Origin of the sequence: Haloferax sp. S2CR25, assembly GCF_031624535.1 — an archaeon.
Taxonomy (GTDB): Archaea; Halobacteriota; Halobacteria; order Halobacteriales; family Haloferacaceae; genus Haloferax; species Haloferax massiliensis.
The window spans coordinates 1-26,137 of the sequence record NZ_JAMQOO010000020.1 but is presented as its reverse complement, the minus strand read 5'-3'; the positions used below and the strand labels follow the sequence as shown (position 1 = coordinate 26,137).

The following is a 26,137-nucleotide window of genomic DNA, read 5'->3' as shown; positions in this document are numbered from 1 at the left end:
CAAGTTGACACAGTATCTTCGCGCCTTTCAGCTACGCAGCGAACTCTTCAGAAAACCCGGTCGAGAAGCACTCAAACACGCTGTCAAAGCGACTCTCTGAAATCAACAATCTGCTACACATGAGCGTTCATAGTATATGCAGTCTCATCAATCATCTTGGGTAACTCCAGGGACGACGGTCGCTGACGTCGTGCGTCTCCGAATTCGTGGGTCGGACTATACCCGGCTCAGAGAACATCTCATTCGGCCGGATGAATCTGAACCGATCGAGCACGCGGCGTATCTCGTCGCTGGCACACAAGAGTACGAACGTCATGGCCAGACGGTGTTAGAGTATCTGGTTCGCGACGTGCGACTCCTTGACCGAGAGGAATATCTTGAGCAGGGGGCGGCCATTGTTCGATTTGACCATACTACAATCCGGTCCATGATGCGCGGAGGGGAGACCGACCACGCACTCCTCAATGACATGGCGGTGCTGATGTGTCATAGCCATCCTCGGTCAAGCAATCCGCGCTACTCGGGGACCGACAATTCAAACGAACCAGCTCACATGGCTGCTCTTACCGGTCGACTTCCGGGGCCGCACGGGAGTCTCATCTTCGGTCGGGAGGGACTCACCGGACGAGCATGGGAACCAGACGTCGCTACCATCCGTTCGGAGGAGACTGCTGCTGCAACACCACTTGACGAGGTCGTCGTATATCGAAGTCGCGAACTGAAGCGTCTTCGTCCGACAGACTCTCGCTTAGAACCGCGTGAAGGTACTGACGACCAAATGCGAGACCGGCAGGCTCTGCTCCACGGGTCTGGAGGGAATCAGCGATTGCGAAGGACGCATGTCGCCGTCGTAGGTGCCGGTGGACTCGGGTCACTCATCGTACAGTCACTAGCACATCTGGGTGTAGGAGAACTTACCGTAGTCGACCCCGATGTGATTGAAGAATCAAATCGGTCCCGTGTCGTCGGGTCAGAACCTGCTGATGCCGGAGATCCTGAGGCGACACCTGAAGGTGAGGGGGTAATCCCGGCGGCATGGGCAGAAGCAATCGACGCATGTGGAACCCCGAAGGCCGAGGTACTCGAGCGGATGGTCAGTCGAATTGACCCAAGTATCCATTTCCGTGGAATCTACGAGGAGGTGCAAGCTCCCGCTGCGCTCAACCAGGTTGTGACAGCAGATATCATCATCACCGGGACGGATACTGCGACGTCTCGCCGGTTTATTTCAGAAGCGGCACAGCAGTATCTTCGTCCGCTGTTCAACGCCGGGACAGACATCGATATCACAGACGACGCTGGTCTCAGAAGTATTGCGACCGGATTCCACCTCTCCGGAGTAAATCGTCCCTGCTTGGACTGTATGGGCGAGATCAATCAAAATCGAATAGATGCAGAAGGAGTAGATGAAGAGGATCTTGAGTACGGACTTGACCTCGTAGCGGGCGAGCAGCCGTCAGTGATCACGATTAACCAAGAACCAGCTCAGCGGCTCAACTATGCTGTCCATCGGTATGTGACGGGCCTATTGGCGGACAGACGAGGGTTCCGGACGGGGACATACAGCTTCACAGCTGACCGACTCGTTGATAGTACCGATACAGAATCCGATTGTTCGTTTTGTGACGGCACGTTCACCGGTGCCGGTGACCGCGGTGTTCCGATTGCGAAGAGCGAGCTCTATCGGACCACGCCATCGAATATAGAAACTGGAATCGTGGCAGAACTCGGTTGGTCGGAGTTCGAGGACGACACGGAATCCCGGCAAGAAGACGGACAGGGAGTTACTGACAATTGGCTCTCGCGTGGTTTAACAGTACTTCGCAGTCTATTCAAACGTTCATAGACCGATATCTGTGTCGTAGAATTCGGTTCAGTCATCTTTCAGCGATCTGTTGGTGAGGAGATTGACTGTACTGAGCAGCCGTTTCAGCTGTTTATTGAAGATGAGCCCCTTTGAAGAGCGCAGTGCTTCAGAGGGTGGCTATGGAGCAGCGAGAATCACTCAGTCAATAATCCAATTCCACACGATTCAGGCTGAGAATCCGATATTGACCCGAATTACTCTTGAGTGAGCGGTCTCAACCACCTCTGATAACCCCCGAATTAGTTCGGGACCTGCGACACATATCATATTATTGGTGGTTTGTAGAAATCCAAACGCTGAATCTGTGAATACAAGCTCGGAGGGTGAAAATGTTGCGTGCCTTTTCCACAAATAGCGGAGTATCGAATCAAAAAGTGTGAAATCATCGGCACTGTATAGCTTTGAACGTGTGATGCACTTTTATTCAGATTTCGCTCTGTATAGTCGACCCGACCGTTCAACCCTATTGAGGGAAGGTAGTCCGATAGCCAAAGGCATCGGTTAGAAACACAGTCTCAGAGCAATCGTGTTTCTCGCAAACTCCGTGGAGAAACGCAGCCGCCGGGTCGGTCCCGTGGCGTTCGAACAACGAACATCAAGAATTACCTTTGTGTCAAGGTCAATTGTAGCGTATAACCAACACCGCCTGCTGTTGATTTTGACAGCGGTCTCGTCGACAGCGACCCGCCTCGGCTGCACCTTCGGCGGGTTTGCAACGCTGTCAGCCAGTCGACGTACCCACTGGAAAATCGCTTGAAACGAGCGTTCTACCTAAGGAGACGGAGAATCGCTTCTGTCTCTCTAAACGAAAGGCTGGCGCATGAGTCGGGCGGCGAACGCCCGTCAGGGCGTCCTCAGAAACCAGGGGTTTCTGGTGTGCGGACGAGACGCTTTGCGTCTCGTCAACGTCACCGTCCGCTGTCGACATTCAACCTAGCAGTGTCTGAACTCTCTTTGAGCAGGTTTGAGAGTGGCATGAACAACTAGCTATTCAATCTGGTCATAACTTATTTAGATAGAATTATAATTGAAAATAAATGCGGACGAGGTTAGTATGTCTTAGTAAAATAGCATGAGCAATCCGATTATCGTTAATGTCGTACCACCGAAGTATCTGAACAGAATAATCAGATCTTTGCTTGGCGTCGGGTCTTTTGCTCCACGATTCCGGTACCTTGCCATTTTTTCGGGGTATAAAAGTAAAAGGACTCCAAAAATCACAAATGGAATTGCTGACAAGTTCACCATATTTACAATTGATGCTTGCACAAAATAAATTTTTCTGTTATTTGTCGATACGAATTGGACAGTCCTCTCACCCTTCTACTAGTTCAATAAATGAATTTTCAGAGGTTTCATTGACATACACGAAGTCCTCACAGGGACAGTATCCACCTAGACTTGGGTACCGGAAAGTAAACGAGCTATTGACTGTGACATCGGAGAAATCACCGGAACCCAGGTTCCGGTTCAGTAGGCTAGCGCGCACGCCAGCCGTTTCCTCACGACTTGTTGGAATCCCATCCATACCAGAACTTCCATCAAGCAAATAACTCCAGGTAAATCGCTCACCACTTCCAACTGTGTCTCTATCGAAATTAATAGGGTCTCCAACCTCACGGCTCAGGATAACTTTAATACCTGTTAACGCTACTGAAGCCCAAGAGCCGACGAATGCTTTTGCAACTGCAATTCCGATAGTCGCTAAATCATCGTAGTCATTATCTGGATTTGAATCATTTGGTTGCGGTACAGGGTCTGCTAGCGACACAACATTGTCATCTGGCACTGTAATGCTGTACGATACTGAGTCTGGTGTTGGTTCTAGGGTTCCTGAGAAACTCGACTTACAACCTGAGAGTAAGTCTTCTGGCGGGTTCGAGAATAAATCTTGAATATATATGTTAGTACGCTCATGTGTAGCAGATTGTTGATTTCAGAGAGTCGCTTTGACAGCGTGTTTGAGTGCTTCTCGACCGGGTTTTCTGAAGAGTTCGCTTCGTAGCTGAAAGGCGCGAAGATACTGTGTCAACTTGTCCTTTGAGACGCCTCGGTGCGGCGAGAGCCACCGTCGCACCAGCGACGCGTGGCTCTCGCAGGTGTTGACGTGAACATCTCCATCAGCGTACTCGCCGTCACCGTGGACGACGTATTCGCGGTGGAACTCGTCGTCGTCCTCCAGCGGGTCGTATGCACGAAATCCGTCGGTATAGACGGTCAGCGACTCCTCCTCGTGGTCAGCGAGGAGGAGTCGCACGGTCGATTCGTCAGCGGATTTCGCTGGGACGACATACCGCTGCCCCGTTCCACGGTCAACGATGGTGAAGACGGGTGGTTTGTCTCCCTCGTACGAACCTCGTCCGCGCGTGGACAGGCCACGCGAGCGCGACTCTTGGTCGCGCTCGCGGCCTTTCAATCCGGCAGAGACGTACACTTCGTCGATTTCGACCGGTCCAACGAGGTCGAGTTGAGGCGCGTCGAGCGCTCTGGTAAAGCGCTCGACGCGACGGTGCATCGTCTTGTAGGTAACACCGATCTCCCGCTGAAGTTGGCGGAGACTCGTGTTGAACCGTAAGAACGCGTAAATCGAGAACAACCACTTGCGGAGCGCAACCTTCGAGTGAGCGAAAATTGTGCCCGTCTTATCGTTGAACGTGCGGTCGCAATTGTTACAGAGATAGCGTTGAAACGCCCCATAGCTGCCGTTCTTGACCGTTCGGTCAGAACGGCAGCGAGGGCATTCGACGCCGTCACGCCAGCGAACCTGTTCCAGCAGGTCCGCTGCGAGCGATTCCGAGCCAAACACATCCAGCGGAATCATTCGTGTCGGACACCGCTAGCGCGGTGTCCTTGCCCTCTTCGATTTCAGAGCAGCAGCTGAACTGAATCAACAATCTCCTACAGAAGAGCGCATGAAGTATTCGCGGTCCGCCGGTTCGTAGCCTTCGGGATCAACTCGGTAGATCCCGTACATACCCATGTCGATATGCCGGTGGGTCTGGAAGTGACAATGGTAGAAATGCGTTCCAGGGACGTTAGCGGGAATCTCGTAGGTGTGTGTCTCCCCTGGCGGGACCTGAATTCCGGTCGTCGTCGGGACGCCGTCGTTCTTCCACGTCTTGCGAACTCCATGGAAGTGAATCGTGTGGGGACGTCGGCCGTCGGTGTTATCGAGTGTTACTTCCATCGCGTTACCCTCATTCGTTCTGAGGATTGGACCGGGGACGCTAGGGTCGTTGTTGTCAGCCTGAAACGCCCAGACGCGTGGGAATTCGACGGGGCCGCCCATCGTATTGAGTGGGTGGACCGCGTGTCGGGCTTGCTGAGTCCGCATGGTCACTTCGCCGCCCTGCTCGTCGACGTTGACGACTGTTGGAGGACTGGTGTAGGGGAGATCGGGCGAGTCAGTCTGTGACTGCGTCGGCGTATCGGTCGTTGCTGCTGGCTCGTTGGCTCCGCCCGCTGCGCAGCCGGCTACCGACGCAATACTGGTCGCGCCAGTTGCTGCGAGAAACTCACGTCGGGACAGTCCGGTTCCGGGAGCGCCGAAACGTGTAGTCATGATACAATCGGCATTTTGATTGGCCTAAACATAGGGTGACTGCGGAGTCCCAATTCACGGGATAGCGCGTGGATATGTTCGGCGAAAGCCGAATAAGGATAGCAGCTTTTCTCCCATATTTGTTTAACGGTATAATCCCGAAATTAAGGCTAGAAAGTGGTTAGGGTTTTAAAGTCCGCCCGTCGCCGTCAGATAGGCTCCTGCAAACTGCACCGCGTTATACGTCCCGTGAATCACAGCCGGTACTGCGAGGTTGTCTGTGTACTCGTACGCTACTCCCAGAACTAGGGCCAGGACGAATGCGATACCGATGTACACCAGTTTGCCTTCCCCTGACAACGAGAAGAGATGGATAGATGCGAACAGAGCGCTTGCGAGGATGATTGCACGAGCGGGATGGAGACTTTCACGTAAGGTGCCCTGTACGAGGCCCCGGAACAACAGTTCTTCTCCTGGACCAACCAGCAGGAATTGGAGCGGGATCAGAACAAGGAATACACTCGGATTTTGCTGCCCGACCTCGGCGATCTGGTTCTGGGCCGAGTTCAGACCAAGGGCCGTGATTACAGAAGATGCCACAAAGAGCAGGCCTAAGAGCGCAAAACTCCCTCCGACAATCACCGCCCCATCACGTTTGCTAGGTAGACGAACTGGAACGAATCCGAATCCGAGACCACGGCCTTTGAGATAGAGGACGGCAATGCCCCCAAACGCCACCCCTTGGAGCAAGAACGTGCTCAAAATCACTCTGAGGGCTGGACGCGACGCGAGGTCGACTCCGAACAGCCTGATGACCGCCGCGACAGCAAAGATTACGATACCCCCCGCGGCGTATGGTCCGTACGTGAGACCAATAGCCGAGGCGACAGATTGGAAGCGAGATGTCGACGACATTAATCAGACGTGGTTGTAGGGCTCTACCCTACAAGTTGGCTTCGATAGGTCGATTCCGGCGCTATTCATTCCAAGATATCTCCCGGTAGTGATTTTGTTCATGGCTGACGTTCAGGTTCGACGAGGTACGATCCAGCGAGGACTGTAAGCTTGAAAAATATAATTTGGATAGGGACTCCAACTCACGGTGTGCCGAGTTGATGTCTCGGAGACAAAGCGTTAGGCCGGATTCCCAGTGAGTGGGACTCCGCCAACAATTCATTGGTGAGCCGTCCCACGGCACTATTAAGATGGCCCATGGTTTGTAGGGAAAACCTCTATACGCCGATAGTATGATGGCTCAAGAACATACCCAGAAACGATCAATAGATGAACGCGACTGTGAGGTGAAGTCTGCTAACGACAACATATGTCCCGAGTGTCAGGGACATATTATCCTGAACAGCGACAGACATGAAGCAACCTGCGAAAGCTGTGGGTTGGTTTTTGAAGACGACCCAATCGACCACGGCCCGGAATGGCGTGCATTCACGTCGGACGAACGCGATGCAAAGAGTCGGGTCGGTGCTCCGACGACGCAGCTGATGCACGACAAGGGGCTGAGTACGACTATCGGCTGGCAGGACAAGGACGCCTACGGACAGGCCATATCTGGTCGCAAACGTGCTCAATTACAGCGCCTTCGGACGTGGGACGAGCGCTTCCGGACGAAGGGCGCCCACGAGCGGAATCTCAAGCAAGCACTCGGGGAGATCAGCCGCATGGCATCCGCTCTGGGACTTCCGGAATCGGTTCGGGAAACGGCAGGCGTTCTGTACCGGCGAGCTGTAGAGCAGAATTTGCTCCCCGGTCGATCGATCGAGGGTATGTCGACGGCGTCGTTGTACGCGGCTGTCCGACAGCACGGAATACCACGGCCGATGACTGAGTTCGCCGAGGTCAGCCGTGTCGAGAAAATCCGGGTCCAGCGAGCGTACCGATATCTGTCCCGAGAACTTGGGCTAGAGATCAGGCCGGAGGACCCCATGCAATATATCCCACAATTCGCGTCATCGCTTGATGTGAGCGACGAAGCAGAACGGCGCTCTCGAGAACTGCTTGGGGTAGCTACAGATAATGCCGTCCACAGTGGGAAGAGTCCGGCCGGGTTGGCGGCTGCCGCTCTGTATGCTGCGACCCACCTCACGAACGAGCAGCTCACACAGGAGATGGTGAGTAAAGTCGCCCACGTGAGTCGAGTCACGATCCGGAAGCGATACCAAGAGCTTCTCGAGGTGTACGCAGAGCATGACTGACCGGATAGCCCCTGACGGACGGAATACAGTTACAGATGTACCAATGATACGTTATCTACTATGAACGGGTTCTCAATACAGACCGAGATCGAGGTATTGAAACTGCTCGTTGACGAGTCACCTTGCCATGTGATGGAGATCACTAACGCCGTCGATGGACACCCGATCACCATTGACCAAACGTGTGCTCACCTCCATAGTGAGGGCTGTATTGTTCCACGGGGTAGAGGTCTCTACGACATCACAGACGCAGGCGAACAACGACTCGAAATTGAGCACGATTCATAACCGCTTCACAACTGTGTCACCATGTCTACCTTCTTTCAATGGACCGGCTGTCATGACTTTGCAACCACGATCCCGGCCGAATTTGTGGCTTCGATGGGGTGTCTCGCAAACAATCGGACACCATATCCCGAGGAACACGTATTCTCGAATAATGGGAGATAATCCAGTGTCGTCTGAGGACACTCCGGAGTTACAGGAAGTCCTTGATGCGCTGGATGACCCCGCGTGTCGGGCTATTCTCCGGGAAACGATCGAACCAATGACTGCGAACGAACTCCTTGACGCATGTGACATCCCCAAGTCGACGCTGTATCGAAAATTAGAACTCCTCAGTTCCGCTTCCCTCGTTCGAGAACAGGAGACGATCAACCCCGGAGGTGGACGGGTTACCTACTACGAGCGGTCTTTCGAGGATGTCACGATCTCTATGGACGACACAGGTACGTTTTCGGTGAGTGTCGATCGACCGCCGCAATCTACCGACAAACGGCTTGCAGATATCTGGTCGATGATGGGGGACGAAGTATGAACGGCGTCATCACGGCGATTGCAGTCGTCAAGTTAGTAATCTTGCTCCTCGGTGGCGGGATTACCTACATCGCGTTTAAAGCCTATCGACGTACGGATGAGGACTCGCTACGCGTCCTTGGTGTCGGGTTCGGTATTATCACACTGGGGGCGGCCTTGACCGGGGTAGCTAATCAGTTCTTTTCTGTCGGATTGGCCCTCGGCGTGCTCATCAACAGCCTATTCGTCGCCTCTGGCCTCGCAGTCATCATGTACTCCCTGTATATCCAGAAATAAACCCCGTTCGAATATTGCCGTTCCTGATACCTGTCGGGTAGATATCTGATCTATTCGATTGGGTGTGGTCATAGCCATCGTTAGTGGGAGTGATTCGTCGTACCGACAGGGTCGGTATCGGGGTCGGCACGCCCGACGAGCTCGACGGTTGCGTGGTCGATTCCTCGATCCGTGAGATGATCGTGAACCCGTGACTGGATGGTCCGTTGCTCCTCAAGTGTGGTCGCCGTATCTGTCAGCCGGACGGTTGCGACGGTGAGTTGACTACACACCTGCCAGATGTGGAGATCCTCAATCTGGTCGACGCCATCGAGTGTCGTCAATTCACCTCGGAGTTCTTCGGACGACACCGGGCTCCGTTCCAGCAGTATCGAGGTGCTTTCCCGGAGGACGTTCCCGGCTGACGCGAGCACCAGCAGCCCGATGAGTACGGCCGCCACAGGGTCTGCGATGGGGAGGTCGAACACTGCGACAGCGGCGGTCGAGACGATTACCGCAACAGACCCTCCGGCGTCACCGAGCAGATGGTAGAACGCGCCCCGTTCGTTGAGGCTCATTTCGTCACCCTGCAAGACGTACACTGAGCCGACGTTGACCAGAAGGCCACCTGTCGCGATGAGTAACGTGAGTACGGGATCGATTGCGACCGGGTCCAAGAATCGTTGATAGGATTCCCAGAGGATGTACCCGACCATCGGCACTAGTAGTACGCCGTTTAGAAATGCGGCAACTGGTTCCAGTCTGTGTAGCCCGTAGGACCATGACTCGCCGCCTTCGAAGCGCTCGGCGGTGTAACTCGCACCGAACGCCATCGCATACGCAAGCATATCGAACAGCATATGGAGTGCGTCGCTGATGAGGGCGACAGATCCGAATAGAAGCCCGCCAGCCAACTCAACTACGAACCCGATGAAATTGACGACCGCGACGAGCGCAAGCCGGCGGGTACTGCCTCCTGTCTCAGACGGGGGTTCGTGCTCTGCCGTATCCTCTTGTGTATGCTCGTGGAGCGTCATAAATTCACTTTGGAGGGAGATTTATTTCGAATCTGAGGGCTCTGATGATTCCTGAGTGAACTCCTGCGCGCTGTCTTCAGTCGCCAACGTCGAATCTTCCGCCGATGGTTCAGTACGAACCGAGGGTTCAGACTCACTATCGTGTCCCTCAGGTACTGTGTCGAACTGCTCTGATTCCTCGATGAGGGATGTGTCCTGGGCGGAGGGTCCAACGAGGTCAAGCGGACGAAACCAGATGAACCAAACGACAAAAATGGTTGTGCCATAGCCAACGATCCACACGAGGTCAGCTACGGTAGAGAGGTTCGCCTCTTCGAGGGTGTATACTAGTAAACCGGGACCGATGAGCCCAACGAGCACAAGGAGGACGGCAAACTGTGGAGACGAGAGCCCGAACGGGTATCTTTGCTGATCTGACTCCGTATGGGATGTTGCGTTTCCCTCGTTCTCTGCACCCATCTTACCCCTCCAAAGCGTTAGTTTCGGTATCTGTACCCGGCGTGATACGAGAGAGGCGCATCGCGTTCCCGGTGACACCGAGCGTCATCCCCGCGTCCCCGACGAGAACAGCTGCCCAGATAGGCACAAGGCCAAAGGGAACGCCCACTGCGAGGAGCCCCTTGGCGCCGAGGCTCGTCCAGATGTTCTGCCGAATCACGCTGTTTGCGTCGTGAGAGAGTTCATATAGATACGGCAGCTTCGAGAGGTCGTCGCTCATGAGCGCGATATCTGCCGTTTCAAGCGCGGTATCCGTTCCGGCCGCGCCCATCGCGACGCCCACGGTCGCCGTCGCGAGGGCTGGCGCATCGTTGACGCCGTCGCCGATCATCGCAACCCCGTCGTACTGTTCGTCGAGTTTCTTGATTGCCTCGACCTTCTGATCAGGCAGGAGTTCCGCCCGGAACTCGTCGACACCAACTTCGTCGGCGATCGCTCGTGCGGTCCGTTCGTTGTCTCCAGTGAGCATGATGATGTGCTCGACACCGAGGTCGTGGAGTCGCTGGATCGACTGCTTCGCTGCGGGCCGTATCTCATCGGCCACGGCGATTACGCCCTCGAGTTCGTCCTCGGTGCCAACGAGCACGACGGTCTTGCCCTGTGACTGGAGTTCGGGGACAGTCTCCTCGAGGAGGTCGAGACAGCCATTGCGCTCGCACATTTGACGGCTCTTCGTGGTGACGACACCGCCATCGGTCGTGGCGTGGACGTGCGCGAGATCGAAGCCCAGTTCTTTGAAGAGACCAGGCTTGCCCGCGTAGTGCTTATCGCCGTCGAGGTCGGCCTCGACGCCCTTTCCGGTGATACTCTCGAAGTCGTCGACTGTTGGTGTCCCGATGTCGCTCTCCTCGGCAAATTCGACGATCGCTTCACCGATGGGATGTTCCGACCGCGATTCCAGCCCTCGGGCACATCGGAGGACGTCCCCCTCGCTGTTGCCATTGAGCGGGACGATGTCCGTGACCGTCAACTCGCCTTTCGTGATCGTCCCGGTCTTGTCCATCGCGATCGCTTCGACCGCGCCCATCGCTTCGAGGTGGTTCCCGCCTTTGATGAGGACACCGTTCTTTGCGGCACTGGTGATCCCCGAGACGACCGAGACGGGCGTCGAGATGACGAACGCGCACGGACACGCAAGCACCAGCAGAGTAAGCCCGTAGACGATGAACGTTGGCCACGACGCGCCGAATAGGAGGGGCGGGATAACCGCCACCAAGATCGCGAAGCCGACGACGACCGGCGTGTAGTACGAGGAGAACCGCTCGACGAACTGCTCGCGTTCGGTTTTGTTCGCCTGGGCGTCTTCGACCATCTGGACGATACGGGACAGCGTGTTGTCGCCCGCCTCAGAGGTAACCTCGACCTCGAGATACCCCTGTTCGTTAATCGTGCCGGCGTATACCTCGTCCCCCGGCGTCTTGTCGACGGGGACACTCTCGCCGGTAATGGGGGCCTGGTTGACGGCACTTTCACCATCGAGCACGTCTCCGTCCATCGGGATCTTTTCACCTGGACGCACGACGACGATGTCACCGGTATCCACGTCGTCGACGGGAACCGTCACCTCTTCGCCGTCCCGTTTCACCGTCGCTTCGTCCGGAGACAGATCCATCAACTCTCTAAGGGAGTTGCGTGCGCGGTCCATCGAATAGCGTTCGAGGAGTTCAGCAATACTAAACAGGAACGCGAGCGTGGCGGCCTCGAAGTAGAGTGACTCGCCGAAGACGAGACTGGCGATGATGGCACCGCTGATGGCGATGCTCATCAACAGGTCGATGTCGAGGTTACGGTTTAGCGCAGAGTAGTAGCCGTTACGGAAGATTACCTGGCCAGCGGTTCCAACGGCGACGAGGAAGAGGACATCTGCGATGAGTAGCTCGCGGCCGACGATTTCAGCCACGAGGATGTTCTGGCTGGTGACGAAGAACTCAAAGAGGAGTCCAAGCGCGACGAACCCACCGCTAATCCACGTTTTGATCGCCCGCGAGCTGGTCCAGATACTCTCGCGGTCGTCAGTGGAATCGCTTTCAGCGCCCGTCTCGGTCGCGGTCGAGTCGGTCACATCGTAGCCAGCGCCCTCGATTGCACTGACGATATCAGATGGTGAGAGCGACGTCCCATCGTACGTGACGAGTACTTTCCCAGTCGTCGGCTGGGTATCGTAGCTCGAAATGTCGGCGAGAGCATCGAGGGCGTTCTCTATTTTTCCAGCACAGGAGGGACAGTCCATCTCCGGGACTGAGAACGCCGCGGTCCTTTTTCCTTGGTCCTCAACCGTGTATCCGGCTTTTTCGACGCGCTCGGCAATCGTATCTGGCGTCGTTTTCCCCCCGTCGTAGGACACAGAGAGGGTTCCTGTCGTCACTTGCGGATCGACGCTATCGATTCCGTCCAGCTTTTCGACGCTGTTTTCGACCTTTCCTGCACAAGATGGACAGTCCATCTCCGGGACGGAGAACTGTGCAACATCTCCTTGGTCTATCGATGGGACAACGTCACCCTCTTTTTGTCCTGTGTGCTGGACGTGTTCGTGATCATCGTGATTGTGATCATGTGTATGACCATGGTCGTGAGAATCCGCTTCGTGGTCGTGGGTGTGATCCGGTGGTTCACCACTTCCGTCGTGGGATTCCTCGTCAGGTGAGGTCATTACATTCCGCTAGCCACTACAGACTTATTAAATCGGCTGCTATCAGACGGCATTCTAATGGCAATAGTTAATAAAATAATAGGGCTGAATTGTTATTTCTGGCATTGGTTCGGTCTATTCCCGGACCCACATCCGAGTTACTCGATACTCGACGTGTTTTGATCCCGAGGACGAACGTAAGGATTCCAAATAGGATGAACCCGATACTCACCATGATCAACAGACTGGTACTCATCAGACTCATCGCCGTTCCGCCGACGAGAACGGAGAGTAGGGTGATGAACGCGATTGCAGTTGTTGCCGTGTTAAATTCTATGTGTGTCAGGTAGTGGAGTCAATCGGATGTCGTGTCTGTCTTTTCAATCGACGTCATCGATTTTCGAGCACGTATCCGCACGAATCCCACCCAGAGAAGTGCGCCGAGGAGGCTGAGGCCGCCCGCGATGGCAATCGACTGTCCGCGAACCGTCGTCCCGGTCTGATTCTGAAGTACCAACGTAATCCCAATGCCGACTAATGCGACTCCTTGCACACCAGCTGCCCGTGCAGGTCGGGAGACGTACCCTGCTTCCGTCAGGATGCCGGCAACCGATCCAACGAACAGCAGGAGGCCAGTGACAGATACGGGACGAAGTCCGAGGACGACACCGACCTCAGACAGTGCTAAGCCGAGGGCAACAAACAGCGGCCACGGGCTCGCTCCGGTGTAGGTTGAATTTGTGTCGGACTCGTCACTCATTGTCGGGTAGTAACGAGAGTTCACTTGTTTCTCTGAGTCCTCTCTTCTGATTACGTTCACTCCGAGACGCCATCGGTCGTCTCCAGGGGACACCCACTGCAGACATCCGTTGGCACACTCCTGACGACCGAATGTGGGCGTGGTGGCTCTCAAATTGAGTGGCCATTACCGGAGCTACGGCCACGAACATAATAAACCGACTGTTATCGCGTCGCCCGATTTTTCCTGATGAAATCAATTCGAACGCTATCAATTAATAACCCAACCCGAACAAGAGTGTTCTTACACTATCGGCTACAATCAACCAATATGGGCGATACGGTACGTACTCTGAGTGGAAAGCGAATCTTTGGACTCGTCATACTCGTCGGGATCGCCGTCGGAGCTGGACTCGGATTAATTATTGGAACGAGCTCAAAGATTCAGCACATTTCTGTTCTTAATTCCGTACTCTTTCATCCGACACCACCGAGTATGGCACTCTATGGAGCAACAGCAGCGACACTCGGGCTCGGTGTGATTCTTGGTATTGTACTAGTTCTTTCTCGCTTTGACGAATCAAAGGTGTAACTCAATCCCACATAGTATCTTTCCGTCAAGTGATTTTATACAGTTGCTCTGCTTGTGTCCTCCAATGTGCATCTACTGCGACGCCTACGAAGAAGACCACGGAGAGGAGAGCCAGCCATCGGTCGAGCCCAACCACTCAGAACCAAAGGCCACCTCCCCGCCGTCAAAAGGAGTGTTTGAAAAACTTCGATCCTCGATAGCAGATCTGTTGTAACCGACGATCTCCGTCTATTGGTGGTGCCACGTAGCTTAATGCTCGATGGGAGAGGTCCGAACGTCAAACCAGAACGGTTTCAACGCTGAGTGAGAGATGGTCAAATAACAGCGTTCGAGCTTATGTCATACGTAGGCACTACTATTCCACGGAGCGAATCACCCGCGAGTAGGTGCGATTACTGTGGACACCCGTTTCCAACGACTGATCGCCTCGTCCTCCACAAAGGCTTAGAACATCCCCAGCAGCTGGATGCTGACGAAAAAGACACATATCTCTCTGCTCGATCAGACGAAGAAGACGAGTTACGCACACTACGGATAAAGGCACTCGGAGCCCTCGTGCTCCTGTATTTCGGTCTTCTAAATACGTATGCCATCTTCGCCTGACTCAAACACGACCTACGAACGATGCAGCGAGGGGCACACACAGTCTTGTCCAGAGTTGAATCTTTGTAATTGGCTTGTCTCGAATACTAAGCTTAGACTCTTCATCCTGTTTGTAACGTGGGTTTCAATACTGATACTATTCACTGAGACAGTCGCTGCCGGGAACGGAATGACGCTCTCGAAGCAGTCACGGGATACCCTTGCTATCCCCCGATGGTTGTACCTTGCCACTGGAGGCGCCACTATCGGAGCCTCTGCCCTACTTACGAGCTTCGTCACTGACCGGGCATTTATCCGCTATCTCCACAACTGGTCGCTCCCCGGTCCACGAGTCAACGATTGGTGGACGCCGTTGGTATGGGTTGGTCGTGGACTCGGAATCCTCGTCCTCGGACTGGCAATATATCTGGGAGTAACGGGGCCACAGCTTCCGACAGCAAGCTTCACCATCCTCGTCACGTTCGTTGTCGTTCGGGCAGGCTTGCCGATGCTCACGTATCTCGGGGGCAATCTCTGGCCGGTGCTGAACCCGTGGCGAGGGATTGTCTCGCTGCTCCCAACTGGATACCGAACGTATCCAGAAGAATTAGCCCGATGGCCAGCTGTTGGTGGCTTATTACTCCTCGTGTGGCTTGAGGTGATCTTTCCCGTCAGCACAATTCCGACAGCACTTTCGATTGCGATCCTCGGTTACAGTGCCGTCACAATCGCAGGCGCGGTACTCGTCGGTCCCGATGCGTGGTTCGAGAATGCAGATCCGATATCTGTCCTGTTCCGGTTCTTCGGGGCAGTCGCTCCTGTAAAACGGCGGGACGGGAAGCTCACCGTAAAACTGCCCGGTAGCGACCTGACGGACTCCGACTTAATTACAGATACGTCCGATGTTGCGTTCGTCATTGCGCTAATCTGGGAGCTCACGTACAGTGGCTTCATCACGACCGGGACGGGTGCAGCAACTATCGAGACACTCGTTAGCCTCTCCAATATTGGAGTGGGCGCCGTACAGACCCGTGCCATCCTCATCTACACACTCCTTTTCGTCAGTGGCTACGTCGTTTTCTTCGGCGCGTATTGGTATGCGGGCGCACTCTCTCGGCGACGGACCGAGACATACATCACAGCGAAACGCATCGCCTTTCGGTTTGCACCCTCGCTATTGGCCATCGCAGCGGGATATCACCTCGCTCACTACACCGGACTGGCCGTGTCTCTCAGTCCGGCTCTGTGGATGGCGATTGTCTCCCCACTGTCACCCCCAGCCAACCCCCTGACATTGTCTCCACCGGGATGGTTCGAGGGCTTGAGTATCGCCTACGTGCTCGTCGGGCATCTCCTCGCCATCTGGGCAGCGCACGCGACCGCCTACGAACTCTTCTCGAGTCGTCTCGTCGCAATCCGGAGCCAATACCCGTTCGTTGTTGTGATGATCGGTTACACCGTCATTAGCCTCTGGATTCTCTCACTTCCTGGTGCGACACCCCCATATCTACCCTGATTCTGGTGGTTTCGAGGGTCCAGCCGGTCGCACACTGACTGACAGACGCCGTCTCTCGGAACTTTACTCAACAGTGAATTCGATCGGCTCCATGTCGATGAACGCGGTTTCGTAGCCATCGTGCCGCGCCAGTTGGGGTGGTGTCTCTACGGTGATTCTGACCGTATCACCCGAGTTGAGTTCATCAAGACCCATCCCATAGAAACTCCCGAGGTCGGGGTCGATGGACGCCTGGAGTGTCCCTTGTGCGATTGTGTCTCCTCCTCGGTTGAGTGTTGCTAACAGAGCCATCCTCGGGAGCATCACCCGATTGTAAGGTGTTCGAGGAGAGACAATCAGGAATGGGCCTTCACTATCACTAAACCGATGGTCACCGTCAACGAGAGCAATGAGCATCGTCGCGTCACCGGATTGCCCTTCGTGGAGTAGTTGACCAGGAAGCTCGGATTTTGTCGGTACGACCGGTTCAGGGATCATTTCCATATCCATTAGATCGACTGTCCCACGGGTGCCCGCTTTTTCCCCTAACCGACGAATCTCTAAATTGTACGTCTCATCGGTATCGAACGTGAACTGCATCGTGGCTGATTTTCCCTCAGTAAATCGCCTATCGAATGGATTCGTACGAGCTGTCTGCAGCGGGCCGACTTGGAGTGTCACATCGTACTGTCCCTCTCCCGGCAGTGCAATATTGTCGCCGTAGTGGAACCCCATATTCGGCGAAATCATCGGCCAGAGGTTGGTTGAGGACACTTGACCGTCGCTGTTACTGATTTCGACAGAGACGTCGACTGGGAGGATCGTCTCCGTCTCGGTGTCCCAGACACTCGCCATCAGATGCACCGAATCGTCGGATTGGACGACGACTTTCGTTTTGCGTGAGCCGGTGAGGTTCCAGAAACGGTGCGGGAACGAGTGCATCAGCGCAAATCCGATGTCACCGGCTGTCGTCGTCCCATACATTCCCATCCCTTCGACGATCGCGGGATAGTAAACGGCGGCAGGTCGATCCTCCACGAGCGGTGGGTCACGCCACGCAGACTGCGTCTCGAACCCGAGCCGACCCAGACAACCAGACAGCAGCAGTCCACTGGAGAGTGCGGCGCCCTGTGTGAAAAACGTTCGTCGGTTCATCTTCTCATCTGTGATGCTATGTTTGGTTGGTTCATATCAATTTGCGCCCGCTGTCGTCAACCGGAAGTGCCTGTAACTGCCAACCTGTGAAACCTTACACCAGGCGAACGACAAATCCAGCGAGTACCAGCAGTGAGACAACGCCAAGTAACGCCACCAGTAGCAGGTGCTTCTCTTCCATAGGTTTGACTTCGAATAGGATTCTAAAGACACCTTTGGAACTACAACGTCATCTGCACGTTTGGCATATCAACGAAGGCCATCTCGTATCCTTCATGACGGGCCGTCTGCGGCGGTGAATTGACGTCAATTGTCAACACGTCTCCTGTCTGTACATCTGCGACCGTTGCTCCGTAGTGGTAGCGGAGTTCTGGGTCGATGGTCGCCTGTAGAGTTCCGTTGAACACCGACGTATCGTCGCGTTGCAGTGTCGCCGAAAGCGACATCATCGGGAGCATCGTTCGATTGTAGGGGGTACGTGGGGAAACAGCGAGGTACTTCTGCTCTTCGTCACCACCGAAACGCGACGCGTCATCAAGGATCGTAACCACAAACTTCGCGTCCCCGTTCGTCCCCGATCCACGGACGTCGCCGGGGAGTGCATCTGGCTTCGGCACCTGCGAACTCGGCAACATCGTCATATCCATTAGGTCGACAGCACCTTTCGTGCCTTCCTTATCGTCGGGGATGTCGGTATACGAGATCTCATCTAGCGTCGATTGGCTGAATTCGAACTCGAATGTGAACGATGCGTTCCCCTGATTCTCGGCCAGCGACCCCGTCCGTCGCGTCGACGGCCCGCCGATGCTGACCTCGACAGTGTATGTCCCGTCGCCCTGGAGTTGTGCATTATCGCCGAAGTGAAAGCCCATCGGCTGGGAGAGCATCGGCCACGGCGCGAACTGGTCGACTTGCTCGCCGTTCTGCGTGATCGTGAGCTGTGGATTGATGTCTGGTGGGATGATTCCTGTCTGAGTATCCCAAACGACCGGCATGAGATGGATCGAATCCTCGGGTTGAATCTCGACCTTTGTGAGCCCATTCGGCTTCATCAGCCAGAACCGGTGTGCATATGAGTACGTGAGCGCACACTTGTATCCACTCTGTTCCTTCATTCCAGGCATCTTCATACCCTCCCAGTGACTCGGATAGTAAACTGCGTCCGGCCGATTCTCGGGAAGCGGTGGTGCTTGTGCCGATTGCGTCTCAAATAGGCCAGTACACCCCGCGAGCCCCACAAGTGACGTGCCCCCGATCGCCTGAAGCACCTCACGACGATTCATGCGTCACCTCCTGTGCGTTCTCAACCGGCTGTGCAGGCGGCAGCGCGCGCAACGACCGCGGAGGGACGAAGAAATTGCCGCGACGTTCCGTACGGATGTACTGTAGGATGCCGTTGTTGTTCCGCTGACCGACAGCCGACTGCTCGGTGACATCAGTTCCGTTCATCGCTTCTCTCGTGTGGACGAAATCGATGATCCGTCGCTGGAGTGCTAGGAAGAGGAGGCCAGCAGCGCCATCGTCAGTAGAATCGAAGTCACGTCGAAGGATGAGCGGTGAGTCATCATCATCGCGAGCACGGGCGGACTTTTGAGCGTGGCCGACAACGCCCATCTCACGGGCAGTTTTATCGGTCGGCCGACAGTCGTCGATTTTGCTACTGTCGCCGAGATTGTCGCCTGCACCCTCAATGACGTCGTTCTCGGCGTGATATGGGCAGAACATCTTCGCCTCACGCTGCCAGCGGTCGTCCTGGTTGTACCACTGGTTGAGGTTGAGTTGGAGCTTGGAGATGTGTTGAGTTGTTCCACCGGCGAACGGGCCCGACTGGATCGTCACGCGGTCTTCACTGGCCTGGTTCTTTTTGAACCCCGATTTGAATCCCATAAACAGGGGTGCGTCTTCGGGGACTTTGTCGGCTGGAACCCCCTCAGCGTCACCTGCATTCTCCGCCGGTAACCCGTCCCCAATAAAGCCCGTCCGCCGGTCGACAATGGTAAAGACGTCGGTCAACGCCGCATCGGGTTGTTCGATCCCGTTGAGCGTCGATTTGTTTCCTTTGAGGCCTTCTTCAGCACCGAGCACAACCTGTGCCGTGTTACTCGCGAGATGGACGACTGCGTCCGGCGTATCGAACTCAGGATCCTCGAACGGGGCAAGTGCTTCCGGATCGGGAAGGTCAACACCTTCGGGAAGTGATTCGTCAAATCGGTCGAAGTATGCGGGGGAATAGCTCATCGTGAGCAATAACCCATCGCCGCTTCGCTCGTAGGCGTGTTCGATGCCACGGAGAGCTGTCTCAACCTTTTCACGGTCGTCTTCGTTCGGTTGCCCATCCCGTCGGTAATTCAGATAGAGAAGCACGCGATGGCTGGGAGCGACGACATTCCCATGGTCGTCCCGTGACAGGGCTTCATTCCAAGCGTGCTGTCGCTGTGGATACGACGAGAGATCATCCGGTCCCGTCGGGACATCAACCCCTTCACGGCCCAGACAGGCACTAAACGCCGCTGCACCTCCAATCGCGACGGCCGATTTGAGAAATTCTCTGCGAGGGATACCCCTCTCGTCTGTCATTGCTCGGTGCTAAGTAATTCAGCCGAAAAACGATTCTGGTTAAGCTCTCGAATACGTCCGTGAGCTTGGTAATAGGCTATATGCCCACGGACTTCTTTAGTAGCCCTCGCCTTGAGCGATAGGTCCCTCAATAACCCGGTCCCTCGCAGCACGCTCTGACTCGAAGCCACTACTTGCAAAGTACGCAGCTTCGTCTGGAACTCGTCTTCCCACGTTTCGTCGTGCGGATCCTTCAGTGAGTATGAAAGTACAAATTGGGCAGTTGATAGTTTCTAAACAACAAGATGTTAATACGAAACTATTTATTTAGAGGTATCAAAATTTGACTCATGGTGACCCCGAAAGTCGAAGATTACCTGAAGGCAATATACCGTCTTCAGGACAGAGACACCCCGGCCAAGTCATCCGAAATTGCGTCCGCGATAGGGGTCAAACCACCAACCGTGACAACGATGTTGCAGCGAATGGACGACGATGGTCTCGTACACTACGAGAGTTATCAGGGTGCTCGTCTCACCACGCTCGGTGAGAGGCAGGCGATCAAAGTGCTCCGCAACCATCGACTGCTCGAACTCTTCCTAACCGAGGAACTCGGATACGATTGGGCAGAAGTACACGAAGAAGCAGACGTACTCGAGCATCATCTGAGCGAGAAGTTAGTCAAGCGAATCGAAGTGCTCCTTGGGTCGCCTGCAGTAGACCCACATGGAGAACCGATTCCTACAGCTGACCTCGAAATTCGAGAGTGCGAGACACAGCAATCATTAGCGGAGTGTCAAGAGGGAACCGTTGCAGTCGTTTCTGAGGTGCGAGAGAGCAGCGAAGACGTGCTGTCGTACCTTACGAACTCTGGAATCTCGCTCGGAACGGAACTCGAAGTGGTCGAGACTGCACCCTTCGGGATGATCACGTGCGAAGTGAGGACGACAGAGGAACCCCTCTCACTTCCGATTGACGTCGCTGCAGACATCTACGTATCACGGCCTGCTGAACCGGCTGAAAACGAACGCAGACAGTACAACGAGGCGTAATACATGCCTTCACAAGATTATTCACAAGCAGCAAAACTTTCAGAGAGATTGGAGCAACGACTAGTTGATTCGCTCGAATCAGATTTCAAGACAACTCGACGGGCAGTTCTCGGGGGGCTTGGTCTCGCAGGGAGCGCCGCTCTCACTGGTATCGGACGGGCAGACAGCGGAGGGCAGCATGGCCCAGGTGAGGATTCACACGGAAACTTCGGTGCAGTCGGGGAATATAGCGACACTGACTTTGACCCACACGAGTTCCTCTACCAGTTCAACACAGGCCGTGGCGAACAGGAGAACGTCCCGCAGGACATCTACGAGGAGAACGGTCGAACCGTCCGCGAGTTCACCTTTCAGGCAGTCGATACCACTGTCACCATCGCCCCCGGTATCGAATTCCCGGCATGGGCCTACAACGGTCAGGTCCCTGGCCCGACGATTCGAGCCGTCGAAGGTGACCTGATTCGCGTGAAATTCGAGAACCTTGGCCGGCATGGTCACACAATCCATCCGCACGTCCGGAATCTCAATCCGGAGATGGACGGTATCCCGCAGAACGGACCAGGCGTCCTCAATACGGGTGAGTCGTTCACGTACGAGTGGATCGCCCAACCTGCGGGCACACACTTCTATCATTGTCACTCGCTTCCGCTAAAAGAGCACATCCACCGCGGGCTCTACGGTTCAATCATCATCGACCCCGACCCGGAGCGTGTTGCCGAAAAGCCAGAGGAGTACTGTGAGTTCCACCGCTCACAGATTACCGACGAACTCCGTGCGGAACTCGTCGCCGAGGCGAAGACGCGGAACCATGAGTACGCCGAGAACGACGCCGTCAACGAGATGGTGATGGTGATGAACGGCTTCGACACCAACTTCGACGGCGGAAACGAGGTATACGCAGCCAACACGCGAGCATTCGCCTACGGTGTTGGCGATACCGACGGACGAGGGAACTGGAAAGCTGGTGAGACCAAGCGACCGATCCAGATCGATGGCCAGCAGCGCCAGCGGGTGTATCTTTCCAACGCGATCGAGTTCGACCTCATCAACTCGTTCCACACCCACTCGCAGTTCTTCGACTACTACGACCACGGGACGACGCTGCTGCCGACGAACCAGAAGGTCGACACAGTCATGCAGTGTCAGGCACAGCGCGGCATCATCGAACTAGATTATTCGAATCACGACCCGGGTCTGTACATGTTCCACGCCCACCAGTCAGAGTTCGCTGAACTTGGCTGGATGAGCTTCTTCGAGGTGGTCTAAATGAGCAAACCAAACACTGACGGCGGCACGGCTGTGGATCGAACTGAGCGCCCGCTGGGACTCCCCAAGTGGGCTGCAGCACTGCTCCCGATTCTCCTGCTCGGACTCATCGTAGGTGGGTTCTTCGTGGCGACACCACTCGCGTCGCTCGACAACGGTGGTGCGCCACTCCCCGACGTGTCGGTGACGCATACGACCCTGCCGAGCGAAGAGACCGTCGTCCTACACGTCACCAATAACGGTCCGGACGAAGTGACTATCTCACAGGTGCTGGTCGATGAGGCGTACTGGAGCTTCGATGTGCAGGGTGCAGGCGGGGATAACACACTCGCCCCTCGTGAGAGCGCACAGGTCGTCATCCCCTACCACTGGAACCCCGGCTGGGACCTCGAAACCGCGCTCATCCTCTCGGACGGCGCAACCGTTCACCACACCATCATCGCTCCCAGCCAGTCACCGGGCCTGACGACTGACCTGCTGGTGACGATGGCCGTCATCGGGCTGTTCGTCGGCGTCATCCCCGTCGCACTCGGGATGCTGTGGTTCCCATTCCTGCAGTCGATGAGTGACCGCTGGCTCCACGCGATTCTCGCCTTCTCGGCGGGTATTCTCGCGTTCCTCGCTATTGATGCCGGGTTCGAGGCATTCGAACTCGGCGAGCAGGTGCCGGGCGCGTTCGAGGGACCTGCCCTCGTCGCGCTCGGCATCATTGGTGCGCTTCTCGCCGTTCAGGCCATCAGCGCGTGGCGACAGGGCCGTGCGGAAGCAGGTGATGCGCGTGCCCAGAGCGGTCTGTGGGTTGCCTACCTGGTTGCCATCGGAATCGGTCTCCACAACCTCGCCGAGGGGCTCGCCATCGGGAGTTCGTTCGCCCTCGGGCGCGTCTCACTCGGTGCGTTCCTCGTCATCGGCTTCATGCTTCACAACGTGACTGAAGGGCCAGCTGTCGTCGCACCCGTTGCACGTGGTGAACGTCCGAACGTCCTCCACTTCGTCGGTCTGGGATTCATTGCAGGCGCTCCGGTCATCCTCGGTGGTTGGCTGGGCAGCCTTGCCTTCTCTCCGACGCTCGGGGCGTTCTTCCTCGCCGTTGGCGTGGGAGCGATCCTGCAGGTCATCTGGGAACTTCGAGAGATGGTCAGCCGGAATGGACGTGTCGGTTCTGCGCTGAATCTCGTGACGTTCCTCGTCGGGCTTGTCGTGATGTACGTCACTGACCTCTTCGTCGCACTCTAAACCCTCCCAGACTAACCCTTATACAAGAGATGAACCGACGGCAAATACTCAAACTCAGTGGAAGCGCTCTTGTAGCAACGGCAATCGCGGGTTGTTCGTCCAACACCAACCCCGACGGGACGAGACGTGTCTCGATGAACGAAGACTTCGCGTTCGACCCAAAGACGCTCACTGTAAGCGCCGGCACAACAGTGAGATGGGTGAACGATAGCGATGTCGGGCATACAGTGACGGCCTACGAGGACAGGATACCAACGCAGGCAGTGTATTTCGCTAGTGGAGGATTCGAATCTGAAAGGTCCGCACGAAACGACGTGAGTGGAGGGCTGCTCGCTACCGGTGATACGTACGAACACACCTTTGACATTACTGGGACGTATGAGTATGTGTGTATTCCACACGAAAGCTCGGGGATGACAGGCACTGTGGCGGTCGAGTAGATCTCTGAGCGATCTTCCATCTGAGCAACAGGGTCTGTTTTCTGAGGCAGGGTGACTGAGCCCACCCAGGGCTTCGTGATTCAATGTCTAATGTTCACAGACGAGACCGAAACGCCTGTGAATGTGTTGACCGGCGAAACATCAGGTCATTCGCAACGAGTGTCGACGAAGCTCGAGCCTTCACCGCGGGAATCGACAGTGACACGCCGCACATCTCACTCCCAATCAGTCGAAGCGCAAGTCGAAACAGCAAGCAAACCGTACACAGCTACTGTCTTCTTCCATTTCAAGGCGACAGGGTCGCTCAAGTGGGATGGTGGTTCAATGATGTACTGTTAACTGTCCCGGTGAGGGCGACAATGAGTGATGAGGTGGCAGAATTTCAGGCGGACTCTCATCACTGGGCGCGTCTGGATGATGTTCGCTTGGTTCGTTGACGTTCTGGCGGTAATTCCCCGAATAACCGCTGCTATTCGAATTTGAGACCCCACCGTTTCCGGAGAAAACTATCCGGCGGTCAGCCGAGTAACCCAAGCGATTCAATCTCGTCGCTGACGACCTGAATCGCCTCTCGTGCATAATCCACCTTCTTCGCACCCGTGATGACTATCTTGCCCGATCCGAACAGCAAGACCACTACTTTCGGCTCGTCAATCCGATAGACGAGGCCGGGGAATTGCTCGGGTTCATACTCGACATTTTCCAATCCTAGACCGATCGCAAGCGCGTTCAGGTTGAGATTCGTTCCGAGGTCCGCACTCGAGACGATGTTCTGGACCGTCGCCTCTTCGCGGTCAACGATTGGAATGCCAAGGCTGCCGAGTTCTTCGAATACCTGGTCTAATGCGCGGTTGACCTCGTCGACGCTACTCGCACCAGTGCACACAATTTTGCCAGACCGGAAGATCAGATTCGCTGCTCTGGGGTTTTGAGTCCGATACACGAGTCCAGGGAAGTTATCCGGGTTGAACTCCGCTCCGTCGACGTCCATCGAGAGCGACTCTAAATCTAATTCTTGGCCGACTGCACTTGATGCAACCACATTTTGGATCTCGAGAGACTCAAGGCGTGCTTCGTGGGACATTATATTGTATCTTAAATATGGCTACTTAAGCGATTGTGCGAATCAAGAGTTTCTCCGAGGACAACCAAACGTGGGGGAAATCACCTACTCGGGTTCAGAAGTATCGTAGTTCTCGTTGATGTGTTGGATGAGCGTTTGACTCGTTCGGCTAATCCGATCGAGACGCTCACGAACTACGTCTGCATCATCACGCTCCCAGGTTGCAAGGTAGAACGCTGAACCACCCATATCGAGGTCGAACTGCCTCCCAACGACGTATGCTACTGCCTCTGCTTCGACCTCACGCTTCGACCGTTCCGTGTCGTCGTCAACGCCGACGTGGAGACGTGCATGAGTGTACTCGTGGATTAAGGTCGACGCCATTGCTGCGTCATTGTCCCGGCGAAGCACCTCGACAATTGGGGAGTTGCCGTCTGGCGATTCTCGACACACACCTTTCGCATTGCCGTAGCTCCACTCATTATCCGGAACAAGTTCTACTTCGACACCGACATCATCAGCAACATCCAGCACGGCAGGGAGAAGTTTGTCTGCATCACCCTCCGCACTAGTATCGAGACTCGGGAGGTCCTCACCCTCTGTCTGCGTGATATCGAAGACTGGTGCTGGCCGGAAACCAACCAAGCCCTTGGACCAGTCTTCGGGTGGGCTTTCGTCGTAGTCACAGTCTGTATTTTCGTGGTAGCTCGGTGATTCCCCACACTCAGGACATTGTTTGGCGATGATCGGAACCCAAATCCAGATGGCCTGTTCACCTTCCTTGACGTGGCGATTGAATTCGTTCTGCCACGTCCAATAGCCAGCGACGCGACTAGCCTCGGGACACTGCCGTTTGATCAAAAGCGTGTTGCGGTACGAGTAGTCGTGGAACTGCTGTTGGACGTCAAGCCACGCTTGGAACTCGGCACTCGCTTGTGCATCGTCGACGGATTCGACAAGGTCGTCGATCCACTGTTCGATAGTCGGTAGTTCCCATCGGTTCTACACGCTGACTTGATTTTCCACGGCGGAAGCGACAAGTTCGATCCCGGTACCGAGACAATAGCCCACGAAAGGCGGTCTCACGTCAGTGAGAGCGCCGAATCTGT

The 26,137-nt window shown here is 55.3% G+C and carries 20 protein-coding genes and 5 pseudogenes; 11 read left to right on the top strand and 14 right to left on the bottom strand.

Annotated features, from left to right (window positions below):
- A pseudogene (locus tag NDI65_RS21735) lies at nucleotides 1-100 on the top strand (IS1595 family transposase); the annotation flags it as partial.
- Between the two features lie 36 nt (nucleotides 101-136).
- Nucleotides 137-1,846 (top strand): ThiF family adenylyltransferase, encoded by a 1,710-nt coding sequence (locus NDI65_RS21730; RefSeq protein WP_310894382.1) that lies wholly within the window; start codon nucleotides 137-139, stop codon nucleotides 1,844-1,846.
- 446 nt (nucleotides 1,847-2,292) lie between these two features.
- Here NDI65_RS21730 and NDI65_RS21725 read toward each other — a convergent pair.
- The 5 genes and pseudogenes from NDI65_RS21725 to NDI65_RS21705 form a co-directional block, all read right to left on the bottom strand.
- A pseudogene (locus NDI65_RS21725) lies at nucleotides 2,293-2,719 on the bottom strand (DDE-type integrase/transposase/recombinase); the annotation flags it as partial.
- Nucleotides 2,720-3,182: 463 nt separating this feature from the next.
- On the bottom strand, nucleotides 3,183-3,656 hold the full coding sequence (locus tag NDI65_RS21720; RefSeq protein ID WP_310894381.1) for a hypothetical protein: 474 nt from the start codon (nucleotides 3,654-3,656) through the stop codon (nucleotides 3,183-3,185).
- 147 nt (nucleotides 3,657-3,803) lie between these two features.
- Nucleotides 3,804-4,688: an IS1595 family transposase gene (locus tag NDI65_RS21715; RefSeq protein ID WP_310894380.1), complete on the bottom strand. Its 885-nt coding sequence runs from the start codon at nucleotides 4,686-4,688 to the stop codon at nucleotides 3,804-3,806.
- Between the two features lie 90 nt (nucleotides 4,689-4,778).
- Nucleotides 4,779-5,429 (bottom strand): annotated as a pseudogene (locus NDI65_RS21710) (multicopper oxidase domain-containing protein); the annotation flags it as partial.
- A 168-nt stretch (nucleotides 5,430-5,597) separates the two neighbouring features.
- A complete protein-coding gene (locus tag NDI65_RS21705; RefSeq protein ID WP_310894379.1) occupies nucleotides 5,598-6,323 on the bottom strand; it encodes a type II CAAX endopeptidase family protein in 726 nt (241 codons plus the stop codon).
- A 332-nt stretch (nucleotides 6,324-6,655) separates the two neighbouring features.
- On the opposite strand from NDI65_RS21705, the gene NDI65_RS21700 reads away from it, so the two are divergent.
- The 3 genes from NDI65_RS21700 (at nucleotide 6,656) to NDI65_RS21690 (ending at nucleotide 8,710) form a co-directional block, all read left to right on the top strand.
- Nucleotides 6,656-7,618 carry a TFIIB-type zinc ribbon-containing protein gene (locus NDI65_RS21700; RefSeq protein ID WP_310894378.1) on the top strand — a complete coding sequence of 321 codons (963 nt, stop codon included), beginning with the start codon at nucleotides 6,656-6,658 and terminating at the stop codon, nucleotides 7,616-7,618.
- Nucleotides 7,619-8,057: 439 nt separating this feature from the next.
- Nucleotides 8,058-8,435, top strand: coding sequence for a helix-turn-helix domain-containing protein (locus NDI65_RS21695; RefSeq protein ID WP_115820182.1), 378 nt, complete (start codon nucleotides 8,058-8,060; stop codon nucleotides 8,433-8,435).
- Nucleotides 8,432-8,710: a hypothetical protein gene (locus NDI65_RS21690; RefSeq protein WP_115820183.1), complete on the top strand. Its 279-nt coding sequence runs from the start codon at nucleotides 8,432-8,434 to the stop codon at nucleotides 8,708-8,710. Before NDI65_RS21695 ends, NDI65_RS21690 begins: the two co-directional genes overlap by 4 nt.
- A gap of 80 nt (nucleotides 8,711-8,790) precedes the next feature.
- On the opposite strand, the gene NDI65_RS21685 is transcribed toward NDI65_RS21690, so the two are convergent.
- The 4 genes from NDI65_RS21685 to NDI65_RS21670 form a co-directional block, all read right to left on the bottom strand.
- Nucleotides 8,791-9,726: a cation diffusion facilitator family transporter gene (locus NDI65_RS21685; RefSeq protein WP_310894377.1), complete on the bottom strand. Its 936-nt coding sequence runs from the start codon at nucleotides 9,724-9,726 to the stop codon at nucleotides 8,791-8,793.
- Between the two features lie 21 nt (nucleotides 9,727-9,747).
- A complete protein-coding gene (locus tag NDI65_RS21680) occupies nucleotides 9,748-10,185 on the bottom strand; it encodes a hypothetical protein (protein WP_115820185.1) in 438 nt (145 codons plus the stop codon).
- 1 nt (nucleotide 10,186) lies between these two features.
- Nucleotides 10,187-12,874, bottom strand: a complete 2,688-nt coding sequence (locus NDI65_RS21675; protein ID WP_115820186.1) for a heavy metal translocating P-type ATPase — start codon at nucleotides 12,872-12,874, stop codon at nucleotides 10,187-10,189.
- Nucleotides 12,875-13,208: 334 nt separating this feature from the next.
- A complete protein-coding gene (locus tag NDI65_RS21670; protein WP_310894376.1) occupies nucleotides 13,209-13,613 on the bottom strand; it encodes a hypothetical protein in 405 nt (134 codons plus the stop codon).
- A gap of 1,156 nt (nucleotides 13,614-14,769) precedes the next feature.
- Between NDI65_RS21670 and NDI65_RS21665 the strand changes: the two genes are divergently transcribed.
- Nucleotides 14,770-16,281 carry a hypothetical protein gene (locus NDI65_RS21665; protein ID WP_310894375.1) on the top strand — a complete coding sequence of 504 codons (1,512 nt, stop codon included), beginning with the start codon at nucleotides 14,770-14,772 and terminating at the stop codon, nucleotides 16,279-16,281.
- A 63-nt stretch (nucleotides 16,282-16,344) separates the two neighbouring features.
- Here NDI65_RS21665 and NDI65_RS21660 read toward each other — a convergent pair whose 3' ends face one another.
- The 3 genes from NDI65_RS21660 to NDI65_RS21650 form a co-directional block, all read right to left on the bottom strand.
- The gene (locus tag NDI65_RS21660) at nucleotides 16,345-17,415 is read right to left on the bottom strand and encodes an iron transporter (protein ID WP_115820190.1); all 1,071 of its coding nucleotides are present in this window, start codon (nucleotides 17,413-17,415) and stop codon (nucleotides 16,345-16,347) included.
- A gap of 221 nt (nucleotides 17,416-17,636) precedes the next feature.
- A complete protein-coding gene (locus NDI65_RS21655) occupies nucleotides 17,637-18,698 on the bottom strand; it encodes an iron transporter (protein WP_115820191.1) in 1,062 nt (353 codons plus the stop codon).
- Nucleotides 18,685-19,992, bottom strand: coding sequence for a Dyp-type peroxidase domain-containing protein (locus NDI65_RS21650; protein ID WP_310894373.1), 1,308 nt, complete (start codon nucleotides 19,990-19,992; stop codon nucleotides 18,685-18,687). Before NDI65_RS21650 ends, NDI65_RS21655 begins: the two co-directional genes overlap by 14 nt.
- A 329-nt stretch (nucleotides 19,993-20,321) precedes the next feature.
- Between NDI65_RS21650 and NDI65_RS21645 the strand changes: the two genes are divergently transcribed.
- From NDI65_RS21645 to NDI65_RS21625, 5 genes and pseudogenes are all read left to right on the top strand, one after another.
- Nucleotides 20,322-21,023, top strand: a complete 702-nt coding sequence (locus tag NDI65_RS21645) for a metal-dependent transcriptional regulator (RefSeq protein ID WP_310894372.1) — start codon at nucleotides 20,322-20,324, stop codon at nucleotides 21,021-21,023.
- A gap of 3 nt (nucleotides 21,024-21,026) precedes the next feature.
- Nucleotides 21,027-22,289 carry a multicopper oxidase domain-containing protein gene (locus NDI65_RS21640; protein ID WP_310894371.1) on the top strand — a complete coding sequence of 421 codons (1,263 nt, stop codon included), beginning with the start codon at nucleotides 21,027-21,029 and terminating at the stop codon, nucleotides 22,287-22,289.
- The gene (locus NDI65_RS21635) at nucleotides 22,290-23,525 is read left to right on the top strand and encodes a metal transporter (RefSeq protein ID WP_310894370.1); all 1,236 of its coding nucleotides are present in this window, start codon (nucleotides 22,290-22,292) and stop codon (nucleotides 23,523-23,525) included.
- A 29-nt stretch (nucleotides 23,526-23,554) separates the two neighbouring features.
- The gene (locus tag NDI65_RS21630; RefSeq protein WP_310894369.1) at nucleotides 23,555-23,965 is read left to right on the top strand and encodes a plastocyanin/azurin family copper-binding protein; all 411 of its coding nucleotides are present in this window, start codon (nucleotides 23,555-23,557) and stop codon (nucleotides 23,963-23,965) included.
- A gap of 90 nt (nucleotides 23,966-24,055) precedes the next feature.
- Nucleotides 24,056-24,274 (top strand): annotated as a pseudogene (locus NDI65_RS21625) (hypothetical protein); the annotation flags it as partial.
- Nucleotides 24,275-24,482: 208 nt separating this feature from the next.
- Here NDI65_RS21625 and NDI65_RS21620 read toward each other — a convergent pair.
- Nucleotides 24,483-25,049 (bottom strand): TATA-box-binding protein, encoded by a 567-nt coding sequence (locus tag NDI65_RS21620; protein WP_310894368.1) that lies wholly within the window; start codon nucleotides 25,047-25,049, stop codon nucleotides 24,483-24,485.
- Between the two features lie 84 nt (nucleotides 25,050-25,133).
- Nucleotides 25,134-26,012, bottom strand: a pseudogene (locus tag NDI65_RS21615) (DUF955 domain-containing protein); the annotation flags it as partial.
- Between the last annotated feature and the right edge of the window lie 125 nt (nucleotides 26,013-26,137).